Genomic DNA, 14,817 nt, shown 5'->3' on the forward strand with positions numbered 1-14,817 from the left:
GTTCGCGGAGGAGGTCGCCGGTGGCGGCGTTGATGACGCGGACGTGGAGGTCGGAGTCCAGGAGGAGGACGTGGGTTCCGGCGTGGGGTCGGCCGATGCCGATGTGGCGGAGTTTCCCGGCGACGCGCAGGGTGACGCAGCCGGTTTTGTCGATCTTGTCGGTGCGGACGCGGTCGTGGCTGTCGCCGGTGCGGGCGCCGATCGTGGGGGTGGCTTTCGGTTTGGCTTGGTAGGTGGTGGCCGGGGTGGCCTTGTGGGGCAGTGAGCGGTGCGGGCGCTGGTGGTTGTAGATCTCGACGAACGTGTCCAGGAGTGCTTGCAGGGCCGGGATGGTGGCCGGTTGTCGGGGCGGCCAGCCAGTTCTTCATCGTCTGCTGGAAGCGTTCCACCTTTCCGCAGGTGGTGGGGTGGTTGGGTCGGCTGTTGTTCTGCGCGATGCCGTGACGGCGCAGCTCGGTCTCCAGCGCGGTGCGCCCGCCGCGGCGTGAGGCCAACCGCACGGTGTAGACCATGCCGTTGTCGATCAGGGTGGAGGCCGGGTAGCCGTGCTCAGTCGCGGCGAGGGTGAAGGTGTCGGCCACGATGCGGGCGGTGACCCGCCGGTACGCCGAGACCTGCAGGGCGTAGCGGGAGTGGTCGTCGAGCCAGGTGATGATCTCCACGTCGGCGCCGGGGCGGCCGTCGGGGCGGGTGAGCCGAGGCCCTGCTCGGCCAGTTGCTTGCGCAGCCGCAGCACCGCCTCCACCGTCTCCGGCGCGGTGGCCCGTGGTGAGGTCTTGGGCCGGCGCGAGCGTGGTGTGAGCGCCGCTTCGCCCTCGGCCTCGTCACGGGCCTTGAGCCTGGACGCGGGCGCGGACACCATCGCCTGGTACCTGACCCATCACCACGACGCCACTCTGTACCGGGCGACGATCAACCGGGTCCTGGCCCGGCACGGCGCGGTCACCCCCGAGCCCGCGAAACGCGCGGTTCGAAGCCGCCCAACCGAACGAGTGCTGGCAGTCGGATTTCACCCACTACCGGTACACCCACGAGCGATGAACCCCGTACCGGCGTGCGACCGCAGCGGGAGACTGCTTCTCGACCACCAGCGCTGTGATGACCAGGCGAGCCTTCGACATTGCTGATCATCACGGGCCCACCCGGTTTTCGACCATGACCTGAGACAGCGTGTCGCCGATGTCGTGAGACACCTGTCGCCGATGTGTTGAGTCAGGACACCGCCACCCCGACCATCGACGGACCGGCACCGGACGAGTCTCCCGGCCGGGAGGGCAGGGGCTCGGGTTGCGTCTCGCCCGCCTCGTGCCGGTGTCCGTGGCCAGGTCGATCCCGCGTGCTCGGCATCATGATCGATGAGCTGGCCGGCGAGGAGGCTCGACGAGTCGACCTCGCGGGCGACTGGTGGGCATGCTGGCGGTCCTGCGAGGGCCGCCGAGGCAACCGGTCACCGGGTGGAGCTCGATGGCCCGCACCGAGGACGAAGCGGTCGCGCTCATGGACGAGCTCTGCAACGAGGAGAGGACCAGCACCGGATGACCGAGCCGAGCACCGAGCAGCTGGAGTGCGTCGAGGTCGTCATCACCGCCGAGAGCGCGGAATGGCTCGCCGACTTCACCCGCAAGCTCGTCGAGGACCGGCTCGTCGCGTGCGGGCACAACATCACGCAGATCCGGGCGATCTACCGGTGGGAGGGCGAGGTCTACGACGAGACACAGGCGCGGGTCGGCCTCCACACCCGCGCCGCGCTCGTGCCGGAGATCGTCGCGCGCGCGGACCGTGAACACTCCGACGACGTCCCGTGTGTGATCGCCTTGCCGATTTCCGGCGGACACCGGACGTACTTGAAGTGGGTCTACCAGGAGACCCTCGATCCGGCTTCGAGCTAGGGCTCGCGGTCGGTACGGATCCCGTTCACCCGGCGGCGAGCCGTTCGGCCAGGCGGTCGACGCCGGGGCCGGTGAGGTGCGCGAGCCCGGAGGGGCGTCCGGCCGCCACCAGGAGCAGGTCCTCCACCTTGCCCCGGATGGCCGGCCCCGCCCCCAACGACCACGTCGCATCGGTCGCGACGATCTCGAGCCCGGCGATGCGCTGCGGTCCGCCGTGGAACTTGGTGGTCGCGAGGTATGCCAGTGCCGCGACGGCGACCTCGGTCCGCATCGCGTGCCGCCGCTGCAGGGGGCGGGCGATGTCCTGGCCGTGCACGAGCAGGTCCAGGAGCGGGTCCATCGGGCCGCTGCCGGGCATCCGCCGGGACGAGTCCGCGCTCTCCCGCAGCTGCCGGACGAGCTCGGCGGGCGTGAAGGCGGTCGCGCGGGCGCGCGCCACGTCCGCCGTCATCCGGTGGAAGTCGCCGCGCGCCTTGATCGCGGCCTTGAGCACGAAGGGGATCGTGGCCCTGGTGGTGACGGTCAGGTGCGCGACGACCTCGCGGACCGTCCACGCGGAGCACAGGGACTGCACCCCCCACTCGGGCTCGTCGAGTCCGTCCAGGAAGTCGCACAGGCTCAGCCGCTCGGCCCACACGGCCGCCTCGATCTCGTCCCGGTCCATCGCCGGGCCCCCGCGGTCCGTCGGCTGCGCCATCGAGGAATCCTTCTCCGTACGTGTCATCAGGCCTCTTCCCTCCCCGCTCCCACGAGCGTCGGGGAAGGGACGCAGCGGGACCGCTGGATTCATCGCAGCCGGGGAGAATTTTTCCCGGCGCTGTCGGTGCCCGCTGTTACCGTCCGGCCCCATGACGCGACGCGTGCCGCTCCTCGCCGGCGAGAAGGAAAGCCTCCATGTCAGCCTCGACCGGCACCGCGACGTCGTGCTGTGGAAGCTCGACGGCCTCGACGACGAGCAGCTGCGCCGTCCGGTCACCCCGTCGGGCACGCACCTGCTCGGCCTGGTCAAGCACCTGGCCGCCGTCGAGTACGGGTGGTTCTGCCAGACGTTCGGGCGGGAGACCGAGCCGCTGCCGTTCGACGAGGACGACGAGAACGCCGACCTGCGCGTCGAGCCCGGGGAGAGCACGGCCGACGTCCTCGCGTTCTACGCCCGGGCCCGCGCGGCCGCCGACGCGGTGATCACCGAGCTCGGCCCGGACGACACGGGCACCGCGTGATTCGGCGACACCGTCTCCATGCGGTGGGTCCTGATCCACATGATCGAGGAGACCGCCCGGCACGCCGGGCACATGGACATCCTGCGCGAGCTCCTCGACGGCGCCACCGGCGACCATCCCGGGGGCTGACCGCAGCCCGCCTATTTCTACGATGTGTAGATGACCACGCACGCGCCGCCGGCCGCGCGACCGGCATCGGACGGCGGTCGCCGGGTCGCCGTCACCGTGGCCGTCGCGGGCCTTGTCGCCAACACCCTGATCGTCCTCACCGGTGCGCTCGTGCGCCTCGCCGGATCCGGGCTCGGCTGCCCCACCTGGCCGCGCTGCACCGAGGACTCCTTCGTCAACACCCCGGAGATGGGTGTGCACGGGGTCGTCGAGTTCGGCAACCGGGTCCTCGGGATCGTCGTCGGCCTGGTCACCGTCGCGATGCTCTTCGCGGTGCTGCGCCACCGCGGCCGTTCGCGCACCACGATCGCGCTCGCGGTCGGCGCGCTCGCCGGCGTGATCGCCCAGGGGGTTCATCGGCGGGCTGAGCGTGCGCCAGGAGCTCGCGCCGGAGGTCGTGGCCGTCCACTTCCTGGCGAGCATGGTCCTCGTCGCCGCCGTCACCGTGCTGGTGGACGTCCTGCGGCGCCCGGCGGCGCGGCCGCGCATGCCCGCCCGGTGGATCGGGTGGCTCGTCGTGGCCCTGCCGGTCGTGCTGGGCGTCGTTCTCGTACTCGGAGCGCTGGTGACGGGCAGTGGCCCGCACGCGGGCGACGAGCGCGCCCGCCGGTTCGCCCTCGACCCCGAGCTGCTGAGCCGGGTGCACGCCGACGCCGTCCTGGTGTTCCTCGCGCTCCTGGTCGTCGTCCTCGTCGCGCTGCACGTCACCGCCGCGCCCCCGACCCAGCGGCGCGCCGCCTGGTGGCTGGTCGCCGCCTCGCTCGCACAGGGCGCGGTCGGTTACGTGCAGTACGTCACCGCCCTGCCGGTGCCGCTGGTCGCCGCGCATGTCGTGGGCGCCGCACTGGTCACAGTCGCCACCACGCACCTCGTCGTCACGGTGGTCCGCGCGCGAGCGGGCCGACGCGGCCGTCAAGCCGCCAGGTCGGCGCGCCCGAGCCCGGCGAGCCGGTAGGAGTACTGCTCCCGCGTCGCCGCGGCGCCCATCCGCAGGAACAGCGGCAGCGTCAGGTCGCGGAACACGCTCCCGGCGGTCGACGACGCCTTGCGCGTCCCGATCCGGCGCCCCGGCGGAAGGGGGCCTCGCGCTGCTCGGCGCGCTGCGCACCGACGTGCTGCTGCACCTGGCGTGGATCAGCGCTCGTGCTGGTGCCGGTGGCCGTGCTGCTCGCCCTGGACGCCTACCGCAGCCTCGGGCACGGCGTGACCGGCGACGACCTGGTCGCGCGCAGCGGCACCGTCCGGCGCCCCAGCTCGTCGGGTGAGCGGGGCGCGGGGTCCCGGCCGGCGGGCGGCTCAGGCGGCCGTGTCCCACCGCCACTGCTCGCCCATCGCCTCACCGCAGTCGGGGCAGGGCACCTGGCACCCGGAGGTGGCCGCCACGGGCAGCTCCGCTTCGACGCCGCAGCCCGGGCAGCGCCACCAGCCGGTCGTGATCGTCGTGTCCATGCCCCCAATGGTAAATCACACCACTGTCATTCCTGGGGCAACGACGCCGTGCGTAACGTCCGGCGCGAATGCTCCGAGTCGAGGGGCGGGGAACGAGAGCAGACCCGGATGGCGCATCTCCACGGTCCCTTTCGTCCCGGCCGGTGAACCCCTCCCACCGGTCCCGGGTCCACGCCGATGTGCCCGTCGGCGTGGACCTGGCGTGTCCCCCTAGATCTCGTCCACCAGCTCCGCGATGGACGAGACGATCCGGCTCGGCCGGAACGGGAACCGGTCCACCTCCTCGGCCTGCGTGATTCCCGTCAGCACCAGCACGGTGCGCATTCCGGCCTCCAGGCCGGACACGATGTCGGTGTCCATCCGGTCGCCGATCATCGCGGTGGTCTCCGAATGGGCCTGCAGCCGATTGAGCGCCGCCCGCATCATCAGCGGGTTCGGCTTGCCCACGTAGTAGGGCTCGACGCCGGTGGCGCGGGTCATCAAGGCGGCCACCGCGCCCGTCGCCGGCAACACCCCGTCACCGGACGGGCCGGTCGGGTCGGGGTTGGTCGCCACGAACCGCGCCCCGTTCCGGATCAGCCGGATCGCCTTCGTCACGGCCTCGAAGCTGTAGGTGCGCGTCTCGCCGAGCACCACGTAGTCGGGGTTGTTGTCGGTGAGGACGTACCCGATCTCGTGCAGTGCCGTGGTCAGGCCGGCCTCGCCGACGACGTACGCGCTGCCCTGCGGCCGCTGGTCGTCGAGGAACGTGGCCGTGGCCAGCGCCGAGGTCCAGATCGACTCCACCGGCAGGTCGATGCCCGACGTCCGGAGCCGGAACTGCAGGTCGCGCGGCGTGAAGATCGAGTTGTTGGTCAGGACGAGGAACGGTCTGCCGGTCTCGCGCAGCCGCGCGATGAACGCGTCGGCGCCGGGGATCAACCGGCCCTCGTGGACGAGCACGCCGTCCATGTCGGTCATCCAGCATTCGATGGGCTTGGGGTCGGCCACGGATGGGGAGCCTATGGGAACGACGCGTCCGCGGCCGACGTTGACGCAGATGAGCGGTTCCGATGGGAGTGGTGCGACGTGGAGGGCATGATCCTGACCCTCGTCGTCCTGGTGCTGATCGCCGCGGGCGTCGTCTGGCTGTTGCGGCAGCGGGCGGCCACGCAGGCACGGGAGCTCGAGGACGCGAAGTCCGAGGCACGCCGCTGGGTCGAACGGCTCGGCGGGCAGGTGCTCAACCTCGTCGGCACCGACGAGGCGTCCAAGCAGGCGCTCGCCGACGCCGCCGAGCGCTACAACGCGGCGGGTTCGCAGATGGAACAGGCGCGCAGCGCCGCCCAGGCCCGGCAGGTCACCGAGACCGCCTACGAGGGCCTCTACTACGTGCGTGCCGCCCGCACCGCCATGGGCATCGACCCCGGCCCCGACCTGCCGCCACTGCCCGGCCAGCAGCGGGCCGGTGCGGTCAGCGAGGACCGCGACGTCGAGGTCGAGGGCCGCGCCTACAGCGCCTCCCCCGCGCCGTCGGAGCGCAACCGGCACTACTACCCGGGCGGCATGGTCGCCGGGCGGCCGGTCCCGCGCGGCTGGTACTCCGAGCCGTGGTGGCGCCCCGCGCTCGTCGCGGGCGCGTGGGGCGTCGGGTCGATGCTGCTGTTCAGCGCCATGTTCTCCGGGATGTCGGGGGTCGCCTACGCCGAGGGGTTCGGCGACGGCATGGCCTACGACGACGCGCAGGGCGACGTCGGCTCCGACATGGGAGGCGACGACATGGGCGGCGACGACATGGGCGGCGACATGGGCGGTGACGTCGGCGGGGGCGACTTCGGCGACCTCGGAGGCGACTTCGGCGGGTTCGGCGACTTCTGACGCAGCCGGCGGCCGCCGCAGACTCGACCCGTCATCTCCCGGCCGCACCGCAGTGATCAAGGGTTACCCCTCGGTCGAGAACCCCTCGATCCGCACCTTCTGCGTGGCGTCGGGCCAGAGGGCGGACAGCATCCGCTCGCCCTCGGCCTGCACGTCAGCGGCCTCGTCGTCGGACAGCGGCGCAAGCGGCCGCACCACCAGCCCGTCCGGGCCCGAGGTCCACAGCCCCGCCGCCATCCCGTCCACCAGCAGCGGCCGGACGGGCTTGAGCAGCACCTCCGCCCGGTGCTCGGCGGCGAGGATCCGGCTCCGGTCGTCATGCCCGAGCAGAGCGTTGTCGAACTCGCCGAGGAAGCGCGGCGGCGCCGGCGTGTCCGGGTCGGGCAGCGGCCCGTCGGGCACGTCGAGCAGCTCACGGCCGCGCTCGTCGGTGAACCACCGCAGGTCCAGCCGTGCGACGACGTCACGGATCCCGCCGACGTCGGTGAACGTCCGGACGTCGGACGTGCTGGCCGGCCCGAACGCCCGCAGGTAGCGCAGCACGAGGGCGTCGGTCGCCGCATCGGCGGGCAGCGGGCGGCCGAGCGTCGTGGTCAGCTCGGCCAGCAGCGCCCGGCCGCTGCGCCCCCACACGCCTCGGGGCGGCAGCTGCAGCAAGGGGGCGAGGTACTGCACGGCGTAGCCGAGCGCCGTGGGGTCGCGGTCCGGCCACCGGGCGGCGAGCTCGCGCCCCAGCTCGGTGACCGTGCGCGGGGTCGCGAGCAGCTCGGCCCCGGCCGCCACGACCTCGGCGAGGTCCAGTCCGGCGAGCGCGCGGCCGTACTCGCTGCCGCGGAACACCCGCTCCAGGACGGGGGCCGTGATCGCCCGCAGGACGAACGCGTCGTCGGCCGTGGTCAGGTGCATCGTGGCGCGCAGGGACGGCATCCGGACCATCGACAGGTCCGCGACGGGGTCGGCGAGCTGCTCGGGGCGGAACCCGGCCACCCGCGACCACAGCGCGAGGTACGGCGCCGCGGGCACCTGCGCCTGCACCGCGACCAGGTGCGCCACGGCCTCCGGCACCGGTAGCGGGGCGCGCCGCAGCAGGAGCTGCCGCTCGAGCAGCGCGCGGTTCAGCGCGCGCCGCCCGAGCACCGGGACCGTCACCGGAGTTCCGCGAAGAAGGCCCGCACGTCCTCGACCAGCAGGTCGGGCACCTCCATGGCCGGGAAGTGCCCGCCGGTGTCGTAGTCGGTCCAGCGGGTGATGTTGCCCTGGTTGACCCCGGAGCGGATCGAGAGATCGGCGGCGAACACGGCCACGGCGGTCGGCACGACCGGACCCTCCCACACCTCGGGGGCGTCCTCCCCCAGCGACCAGGCGTGCGGGCCGTTCATGCTCTCGTAGATGAACTGCGCCGACGCCGCGCCGGCGCCGTTCAGCCAGGTCGCCGTGACGGTCGTGAGCATCTGGTCGCGGTCGACGGCGTCCTCGGGGAGCGCCTTCGCCGGGTCGGTCCAGGCCTGGAACTTCTCGACGATCCAGGCCAGCTGCGCCACCGGGGAGTCGTGGAGCGCCACCCCGATCGTCGACGGCTGGTTCGCCTGCAGGGTGAGGTAGCCGGTCCCGTGCGCCTCCAACTCGGCCGCCCGCTGCAGGCGCTCCTTCTCCACGTCGGTCAGGTTCGCCTCGTCGGCCGTCCCGTAGTTGGCCGGGCCGTTCATGTGGATCCCGATCACCGCGCCGGCCGCCGCCCCGGCCAGCATTGCGGCGACGCCCGCACCGACGTCCCCGCCCTGGGTGCCGTAGCGCTCGTAACCCAGCCGGCGCATCAGCTCGGCGTACGCACCGACCGTGCGCGGCAGGCCCCAGCCCGCCTCCGTCACCGGTGGGGAGAACCCGAACCCGGGCAGCGACGGCACCACCAGGTGGAAGGCCTGACGCGGGTCGCCCCCGTACGCCCGGGGGTCGGTGAGCGGGCCGATGATCTGCGTGAATTCCGCGACCGAGCTCGGCCAGCCGTGGCTGACCAGCAGCGGCAGCGCGTCCGGCTCGGGCGAGCGCACGTGCAGGAAGTGGATCTCCTGGCCGTCGATCAGGGTCGTGAACTGCGGGAACTGGTTCAGGCGGGCCTCCTGCGCCCGCCAGTCGAAGCCGTCGCGCCAGTAGTCGGCCAGCTCGCGCAGGTACCCGACCGGCGTGCCGCGCTCCCACCCGACGCCCGGCAGCTCGCGGGGCCAGCGGGTGCGGGCGATGCGCTCGCGGAGGTCGTCGAGATCGGCCTGCGGGACGTCGATGCGGAAGGGGGTGATCTCCATGACCAGAACGCTAGAAGCCAATGCGGCACGGTCCGTTCCGCTTTTCCTGCCAGGATCGAGAAATGTTGCCGACCTCCACCCGACTGCTGCGGTTGCTGTCGCTCCTGCAGACACGCCGCGACTGGACCGGCCCCGAACTGGCCGCCAGGCTCGCCGTGAGCACCCGGACGGTCCGCAACGACGTGGAGCGCCTCCGCGAGCTGGGCTATCCGGTCGAGGCCACACCGGGCCGGACGGGCGGCTACCGGCTCGGTGTGGGCGCCGTCCTGCCCCCGCTGCTGCTCGACGACGACGAGGCGGTCGCGGTGGCGGTCGGGCTCCGGTCCGCGGCGGGCGGCACCGTCGGCGGCATCGAGGAGACCTCGGTGCGGGCACTGGCCAAGCTGGAGCAGGTGTTGCCGTCCCGGCTGCGGCACCGGGTGGCCGCCCTCGCCGACGCGATGGTGCCGGTGCCCGGGGCCGGGCCCACGGTGGCGGCCGAGGTGCTCACCGCCATCGCCGCGGCCACCCGCGACCACCAGCGGCTGCGCTTCGACTACACCGGCCACGTGGGTGAGGTCCGCCGCCGCGACACCGAGCCGCACCGGCTCGTCCACACCGGACAGCGCTGGTACCTCGTCGCCTGGGACGTCGACCGGGCCGACTGGCGCACCTTCAGCGTCGACCGGATGACCCCCGGATCCCCACCGGACCGCGGTTCGTCCCGCGGGAGCCACCCGAGGAGGACATCGCGGGTACGTCACGCGGGGCGCGGGGCGCGGGGCGCGGGGCATGTGGCGCTACCGCGCCCGGATCCGGCTGCACGCCTCCGCCGCCGACGTACGCGCGCGGATCGCCCCGGTGGCGGGCGCGGTCGAACCCCTCGACGACACCCACTGCCTGTTCTCCACCGGCGCCGACACCCTGCCGACGCTCGCGGCCTACCTCGGGCTGCTGGACGTCGACTTCGAGGTGCTCGACCCGCCCGAGCTCGTGGCGCACGTCCGGGCGGTGGGCGAACGCTACCTCCGCGCCGCCGGCCGGGAACCCGGCGATCAAGGCGCTGACGTCCCTTGTTGATCTGTCAGAGCGACATCGGCGCCTTGATCACCGGGGGGAGGTGCGGCGCCGGCGACGGGGACGCGATCCCGGCGGCGCCTGACAAGAAGGGCACCAGAACAGGTTGCGGGCCGCGTGCTCGGTGTGCGCGATCGGCGTGCCGCACAGCAGACACGGCTCGCCGGTGCGCCGGTAGGTGTAGACGCGCGTGCCGCTGACGTCGCCCGGGGCGTCGGAGAGCTCGTGGTGCTCGGGCCGCAGCGTCTCGATCAGCCCGATCGAGTAGCCCTCGCCGAGCAGGGCGACGAGGTCGGCCCAGAGGGCGTCCCACTGCGCCCTGGTCAGGGCGCGACCCGGCGTCTGCGGGTCCAGCCCGTGCCGGAACAGCACCTCCGCGCGGTAGACGTTGCCGACGCCCGCGATCACGGACTGGTCCATCAGGAGGGTGGCCAGCGGCGCGCGCGATCGGGAGATCCGGGCGAAGGCGCGGTCGGGGTCGGCATCGGCGCGCAGCGGGTCGGCGCCGAGCCGGGCGTGGATCGCATTGGCCTCCGCGTCGGTGAGCAGCTCGCAGGCCGGCGCGCCCCGCAGGTCGGCGTAGTGCGTGGTGCCGACCATCCGCATCCGCACCTGGCCCCACGGTTCCTGCAGCGGCAGCGACTCGTCGCTGATCTTGCCGTAGAGCCCGAGGTGCACGTGGACGACGAGATCGGGCCCGTAGCGGTGGAACAGGTGCTTGCCGTGCGCCTCCGCCGACTCCAGGACCCGTCCGGTGATGAGCGCCGCGCCGGCCGCGAACGGCCCCTGCGGGCTCGAGACCGCGACCGGCCTGCCGACGTAGCGCCGGCGGTGCAGGTCGGCGAGCCGATGAAGGGTGTGGCCTTCGGGCACGTCAGGCGTCGACCGGGATCTGGCCGGGCGGCAGCGCGGGCGGCACGCCGGTTCGCTCGTACTCGGAGAGCAGGTCGATGCGCCGCTGGTGGCGCTCCTCGCCGGAGAACGGCGTGGCGACGAACGCGGCGACGATCTCGCCCGCCTGCTCGAGGCTGTGCATGCGAGCGCCGATGGCCACGACCTGCGCGTCGTTGTGCTGGCGGCCCAGCTGCGCGGTCTCGACGCTCCACGCGAGGGCGCACCGGATGCCCGGGACCTTGTTGGCGGCGATCTGCTCGCCGTTGCCGGAGCCGCCGATCACGACGCCGAGGCTCCCGGGGTCGGCGAGGACCCGGCGGGCGGCCTCGACGCAGAACGGCGGGTAGTCGTCGGCGGCGTCGTAGTGGGCGGGGCCGACGTCGATCGCCTCGTGGCCCAGGCTGGTCAGGTGCGCGACCAGGTGGGCCTTGAGCTCGAAGCCGGCGTGGTCGGAACCGAGGTAGACGCGCACGAGCGCACATCGTGCCCCATGCGCCCGCGGCCCCTGCGAGGGGCATCGCCCGTGGTCAGGAGCGGAACAGGCGCCATGTGGTGAGCGCCACCTCCGGCGCGGGCGGGCGGGGGTCGGCCGGCACCCAGTGGGCGATCACACCCACGAGTGCGCCCGCCAGGTAGGCGGCGTGGACGTCCAACGGCACCTCGGCGAACCCCATCGGCCGGGACCCGCCCCGGAACCGTTCCACCAGCGCGTCGGCCAGGCGCTCGCGCAGGCCCGCGACGAACCGCGCGCTGCCCTGCGCCCCGAGCATCCGCGCATAGAGCGTGTCGTGCCGGCCGACGTGGTCGAACAACTCGACGAGCGGCTCGGGGGCGCGGTCGGACGGGGCGTCGAGCGGGCACAGCGCCGCGGCGCGGGCGACCTCGGCCACCGCGTCCTGCATCGCGTCGCTGACCAGCGCGTCCAGGTCCGGGTAGTGCAGGTAGACCGTTGCCCGGTTGACGGCGGCGCGCCGGGCGACCGCCGCCATCGTGATGTCCGCCGGCTCGTGCTCGGCGGCGAGTGCGAGTGCGGCGGAACGCAGGCGGTGACGCGTGCGCCGCGCGCGAGGGTCCTCGGAGTGCACGCGGTCACTGTACGACACCTGTTGTTTTTACGACACATGTCGTTTAAGTTGGTCGCCATGCGCATCGAGATCTGGGCCGACGTGGTCTGCGCCTGGGCCTACATCGGCAAGCGACGAGTGGAGCGGGCGCTGGCCGACCGCCGGGGCGAGCCCGTGGAGGTGGTCTGGCGGCCGTACCGGATCGACCCGACGGCACCGGCCACCGCGGTGCCGCTCGCCGAGGCGCTGCGCGATCCCCTGGCCGACGAGGTGCTGCGCGCCTGCGCCCCCGGCCTGACGGCCGCCGAGAACCGGATGCGGGTGTCGCGGGTGGCCGCGGCCGAGGGATTGGGGCCACCGTGGGGCGCGGCCTGGCGGACGAGCAGCCACGACGCGCACCGGCTCATCGCGCTCGCCCACGAGCACGGCGGCACCGGGCTGCAGGACCGCGTCGTCGAAGGGGTTCTGCACGCCCATTTCGTCGACGCGCTCGACATCCGTGACCGGTCGGTGCTGGCCGGCGTCGCGGCCCGGGCCGGGTTCGCCGCGGGAGCCGAGCTCCTCGCCGGGGACGCGGGCGATGCGCTCGTGCGCGACCTGCTGCTGGAGGGCAGGGCCCGCGGGATCCGGACGTCCCCCACGCTCGTGGTGGGCGACCGGGCCCTGGCCGGGGCGCAGCCCGCCGAGGTGGTCGGCGAGTTCCTCGACGCGGCCGTTCCGGGCCGGAGCCTGCCGGGGGAGGTCGAGCGCCTCCGGTGGGCCGAGTCGCTGCTCGGGCAGGGCGACCGCTCGGGGCCCTCGCGATGCTGCGCCCGCTGTTCGCCGAGCACGGCGGCGACCGCGCGGTCGCCACGCTCGCGGCCCGCGCCTACTTCGCGTCGGCGCAGTTGGAGCGGGCGCGACGGACCGTGGAGCCGCTGGTGAGTGCGTGGCCGCACGACTCCTATCTCCGGCTGCTGCTCGGCCGCACCCTGCAACGGCTGGGCAGGGGCGAGGAGGCCGCGCCGCACCTGCGGCTGGCAGGGGCGATGCGGGAGGGGTCCGCGGCCTGAGGTCAGTCGCGCTGGGAGTGCGCCTCCGCGTCAGAAGGCGGCGGCGCGTCGGTCGAGGGCGGGTCCGGCGGCGGAACGGTCGCGTCCCCGACGGGCTCGCCCAAACCGTCCCCCACCACGGTCTGCACCGTCTCCAGCGGCGGGTCGACGTGCGGCGCCGTGGCGCCCGCGACGCGCGCGTCGATCCGTTCGCTGAGGTAGCGCAGCACCACAGCGGCCGCGGCCACCACCGGGACGGCGAGGAAGGCGCCCGCGATCCCGTAGAGCGTGCCGCCTGCGGTGACCGCGAGCAGGACGACGGCGGCGTGCAGGTTGAGGCTGCGACCCTGCAGGATCGGCTGCAGCACGTTGCCCTCGAGCTGCTGCACCACCAGGATGATCGCGAGCACGATCAGCGCGGTGGTGAAACCGTTGCTGACCAGCGCCACGAGCACCGACAGGGCGCCCGCCACCAGCGCGCCGACGATCGGCACAAACCCGCCGAGGAACGTGAGCACCGCCAGCGGCAGCGCGAGCGGCACGCCGAGGACCACCAGGCCCAGCCCGATCAGCACGGCGTCGACCAGCGCGACCACCGCCTGCACGCGGATGAACTCGCCGATCGTCCGCCACATCCTGCGCAGCACCTCGGCGATGTGGCCGCCAGCGCCGTCGCCCGCCACGCCCTCCAGCCACGGCAGGAACCGCGGCCCGTCCTTGACGAACAGGAAGGCCAGCACCAGCGTCAGCAGCGCCGTCACCACGCCCGACGCCACGCTGCCCACACCCGCGAGCACGCTCGTCGCGATCGTCGACACGCTCTGCTGCAGCTGGCTCGTGGCCTGCTGCAGCGCCGCGTCGAGCTGGCCCCTGGCGAGGTTCAGCGGCGGCCCCGCCAGCCAGTCCTGGATCGCCTGGATGCCGCTCTGGGCGCTCTGCACGATCTCGTCGATGCTCCCCGACACCGACGTGGTGATCAACGTGATCAACCCGGCCAGCACTACGATCCCGCCCAGCAGCACGGCGGCGGCAGCCGCCGCGGGCGGGAACCGGTGCCTGCGCAGCCACGCCGTCGGCGGCCAGAGCACCGTGGCCAGGATGATCGCGAGCAGGACCGGCAGGATGATCGACCACAGCTGCCCGACGAGAAACCCGAGGAGCCAGGCGCCCACTGCCACCAGCGCGAGCCGCAGGCCCCAGCGGGCGGTCCACGTCACGCCCTCGCCTATCGCTGTGCCACGGCCCCGGCGGGGACGGTCCGTCGTCGTCACGACATCTCCTCCGGTCGGCCGTGCTAGGTGCCCTCCGCCCAGACTTCCAGACATCGGCACACCGCACGGGGCAGCGCGCCGTGATCTCCTCCCCACACCCCGCCCCGGGTCCCGGCCTACGATCGGCCCGGTGACGACCAGCGGCGACGGCCCGGCAGCCGGGATCGTGCTCACCGGAGGGCGGTCGTCCCGGATGGGCGAGTCGAAGGCGGCGCTCGAGTGGCACGGGTCCACGCTGCTGCACCGCAGCACCGGGCTGCTCGCCCGGACCGTCGACGGGCCGGTCGTCGCGGTGCGCGCACCGGGACAGCCCCTGCCGGCGCTGCCGGCCGGCGTCGAGGTGGTGGCGGACCCGGTCGAAGGGCTCGGGCCGATGCAGGGCATCGCCACCGGGCTCGCCGCGGTCGAGGAGCGCGCGCCGGTCGCGTTCGTGTGCTCCACCGACCTGCCGTTCCTGCACCCGGCGTATGTCCGGCGGGTGCTGGAGCTGCTCGACGCCGACGCCGACGTCGTCCTCCCGCACGCCGGTGGCCACCGGCAGCCGCTGGCCGCGGCCTACCGCACGGCGCTCGCGCCCGTCGTCCCCGCGCTCGTGGCCCACGGGCGGCTCAAGCTCGC

At 73.5% G+C, this 14,817-nt stretch carries 16 protein-coding genes and 4 pseudogenes; 10 read left to right on the top strand and 10 right to left on the bottom strand.

Annotated elements, in window-relative coordinates:
* Positions 1 to 265 (top strand): annotated as a pseudogene (locus tag KME75_RS33100) (hypothetical protein); the annotation flags it as partial.
* 258 nt (positions 266 to 523) lie between these two features.
* On the opposite strand, the gene KME75_RS47100 reads toward KME75_RS33100, so the two are convergent.
* Positions 524 to 862 (bottom strand): leucine zipper domain-containing protein, encoded by a 339-nt coding sequence (locus KME75_RS47100; protein ID WP_219418883.1) that lies wholly within the window; start codon positions 860 to 862, stop codon positions 524 to 526.
* Between the two features lie 673 nt (positions 863 to 1,535).
* Here KME75_RS47100 and cutA point away from each other — a divergent pair.
* Entirely contained in the window at positions 1,536 to 1,889 is a 354-nt protein-coding gene (gene cutA / locus KME75_RS33115) for a divalent-cation tolerance protein CutA (protein WP_219418885.1), read from the top strand.
* Positions 1,890 to 1,914: 25 nt separating this feature from the next.
* Here cutA and KME75_RS33120 read toward each other — a convergent pair whose 3' ends face one another.
* A complete protein-coding gene (locus KME75_RS33120) occupies positions 1,915 to 2,586 on the bottom strand; it encodes a maleylpyruvate isomerase family mycothiol-dependent enzyme (RefSeq protein WP_246633315.1) in 672 nt (223 codons plus the stop codon).
* A gap of 151 nt (positions 2,587 to 2,737) precedes the next feature.
* Between KME75_RS33120 and KME75_RS33125 the strand changes: the two are divergent.
* From KME75_RS33125 to KME75_RS33140, 3 genes and pseudogenes are all read left to right on the top strand, one after another.
* Positions 2,738 to 3,238, top strand: a pseudogene (locus KME75_RS33125) (DinB family protein).
* Positions 3,239 to 3,268: 30 nt separating this feature from the next.
* Positions 3,269 to 3,619: pseudogene (locus KME75_RS47105) on the top strand (COX15/CtaA family protein); the annotation flags it as partial.
* 28 nt (positions 3,620 to 3,647) lie between these two features.
* On the top strand, positions 3,648 to 4,232 hold the full coding sequence (locus KME75_RS33140; RefSeq protein WP_219418888.1) for a hypothetical protein: 585 nt from the start codon (positions 3,648 to 3,650) through the stop codon (positions 4,230 to 4,232).
* A 341-nt stretch (positions 4,233 to 4,573) separates the two neighbouring features.
* Here KME75_RS33140 and KME75_RS33145 read toward each other — a convergent pair whose 3' ends face one another.
* Complete coding sequence (locus KME75_RS33145) at positions 4,574 to 4,726, bottom strand: hypothetical protein (protein ID WP_219418889.1); 153 nt, start codon at positions 4,724 to 4,726, stop codon at positions 4,574 to 4,576.
* A gap of 210 nt (positions 4,727 to 4,936) precedes the next feature.
* Positions 4,937 to 5,686 (bottom strand): HAD-IIA family hydrolase, encoded by a 750-nt coding sequence (locus KME75_RS33150; RefSeq protein WP_219418900.1) that lies wholly within the window; start codon positions 5,684 to 5,686, stop codon positions 4,937 to 4,939.
* A gap of 117 nt (positions 5,687 to 5,803) precedes the next feature.
* Between KME75_RS33150 and KME75_RS33155 the strand changes: the two genes are divergently transcribed.
* Positions 5,804 to 6,583 (top strand): hypothetical protein, encoded by a 780-nt coding sequence (locus KME75_RS33155; RefSeq protein ID WP_246633316.1) that lies wholly within the window; start codon positions 5,804 to 5,806, stop codon positions 6,581 to 6,583.
* Positions 6,584 to 6,646: 63 nt separating this feature from the next.
* On the opposite strand, the gene KME75_RS33160 is transcribed toward KME75_RS33155, so the two are convergent.
* On the bottom strand, positions 6,647 to 7,732 hold the full coding sequence (locus tag KME75_RS33160; RefSeq protein WP_219418891.1) for a winged helix DNA-binding domain-containing protein: 1,086 nt from the start codon (positions 7,730 to 7,732) through the stop codon (positions 6,647 to 6,649).
* Positions 7,729 to 8,883, bottom strand: a complete 1,155-nt coding sequence (locus KME75_RS33165) for an epoxide hydrolase family protein (RefSeq protein WP_219418892.1) — start codon at positions 8,881 to 8,883, stop codon at positions 7,729 to 7,731. Before KME75_RS33165 ends, KME75_RS33160 begins: the two co-directional genes overlap by 4 nt.
* Before the next feature lie 62 nt (positions 8,884 to 8,945).
* On the opposite strand from KME75_RS33165, the pseudogene KME75_RS33170 reads away from it, so the two are divergent.
* Positions 8,946 to 9,942, top strand: a pseudogene (locus tag KME75_RS33170) (helix-turn-helix transcriptional regulator).
* Between the two features lie 27 nt (positions 9,943 to 9,969).
* Here the strand turns inward: KME75_RS33170 and KME75_RS33175 are convergent.
* From KME75_RS33175 to KME75_RS33185, 3 genes are read right to left on the bottom strand one after another with little or no spacing between them, the layout of a single operon-like run.
* Positions 9,970 to 10,812 (bottom strand): Fpg/Nei family DNA glycosylase, encoded by an 843-nt coding sequence (locus tag KME75_RS33175; RefSeq protein ID WP_219418893.1) that lies wholly within the window; start codon positions 10,810 to 10,812, stop codon positions 9,970 to 9,972.
* A gap of 1 nt (position 10,813) precedes the next feature.
* A complete protein-coding gene (locus tag KME75_RS33180; RefSeq protein WP_219418894.1) occupies positions 10,814 to 11,305 on the bottom strand; it encodes a ribose-5-phosphate isomerase in 492 nt (163 codons plus the stop codon).
* Positions 11,306 to 11,360: 55 nt separating this feature from the next.
* Positions 11,361 to 11,918: a TetR-like C-terminal domain-containing protein gene (locus tag KME75_RS33185; RefSeq protein WP_219418895.1), complete on the bottom strand. Its 558-nt coding sequence runs from the start codon at positions 11,916 to 11,918 to the stop codon at positions 11,361 to 11,363.
* Between the two features lie 57 nt (positions 11,919 to 11,975).
* Between KME75_RS33185 and KME75_RS33190 the strand changes: the two genes are divergently transcribed.
* Together KME75_RS33190 and KME75_RS47110 are read left to right on the top strand one after the other, a co-directional pair.
* Positions 11,976 to 12,821 carry a DsbA family oxidoreductase gene (locus KME75_RS33190; RefSeq protein WP_219418896.1) on the top strand — a complete coding sequence of 282 codons (846 nt, stop codon included), beginning with the start codon at positions 11,976 to 11,978 and terminating at the stop codon, positions 12,819 to 12,821.
* The gene (locus KME75_RS47110) at positions 12,713 to 12,949 is read left to right on the top strand and encodes a hypothetical protein (RefSeq protein WP_372452738.1); all 237 of its coding nucleotides are present in this window, start codon (positions 12,713 to 12,715) and stop codon (positions 12,947 to 12,949) included. The genes KME75_RS33190 and KME75_RS47110 overlap by 109 nt, the downstream gene beginning before the upstream one ends.
* A 2-nt stretch (positions 12,950 to 12,951) precedes the next feature.
* Here KME75_RS47110 and KME75_RS33195 read toward each other — a convergent pair whose 3' ends face one another.
* The gene (locus KME75_RS33195; protein ID WP_308283306.1) at positions 12,952 to 14,145 is read right to left on the bottom strand and encodes an AI-2E family transporter; all 1,194 of its coding nucleotides are present in this window, start codon (positions 14,143 to 14,145) and stop codon (positions 12,952 to 12,954) included.
* A 184-nt stretch (positions 14,146 to 14,329) separates the two neighbouring features.
* On the opposite strand from KME75_RS33195, the gene mobA reads away from it, so the two are divergent.
* Positions 14,330 to 14,817, top strand: a 488-nt coding sequence (gene mobA / locus KME75_RS33200; protein WP_219418898.1) for a molybdenum cofactor guanylyltransferase, incomplete at its 3' end; no start/stop codon positions are given.

The sequence above is a fragment of the Pseudonocardia nigra genome (genome assembly GCF_019396355.1).
In the GTDB taxonomy this organism is placed as follows: domain Bacteria; phylum Actinomycetota; class Actinomycetes; order Mycobacteriales; family Pseudonocardiaceae; genus Pseudonocardia; species Pseudonocardia nigra.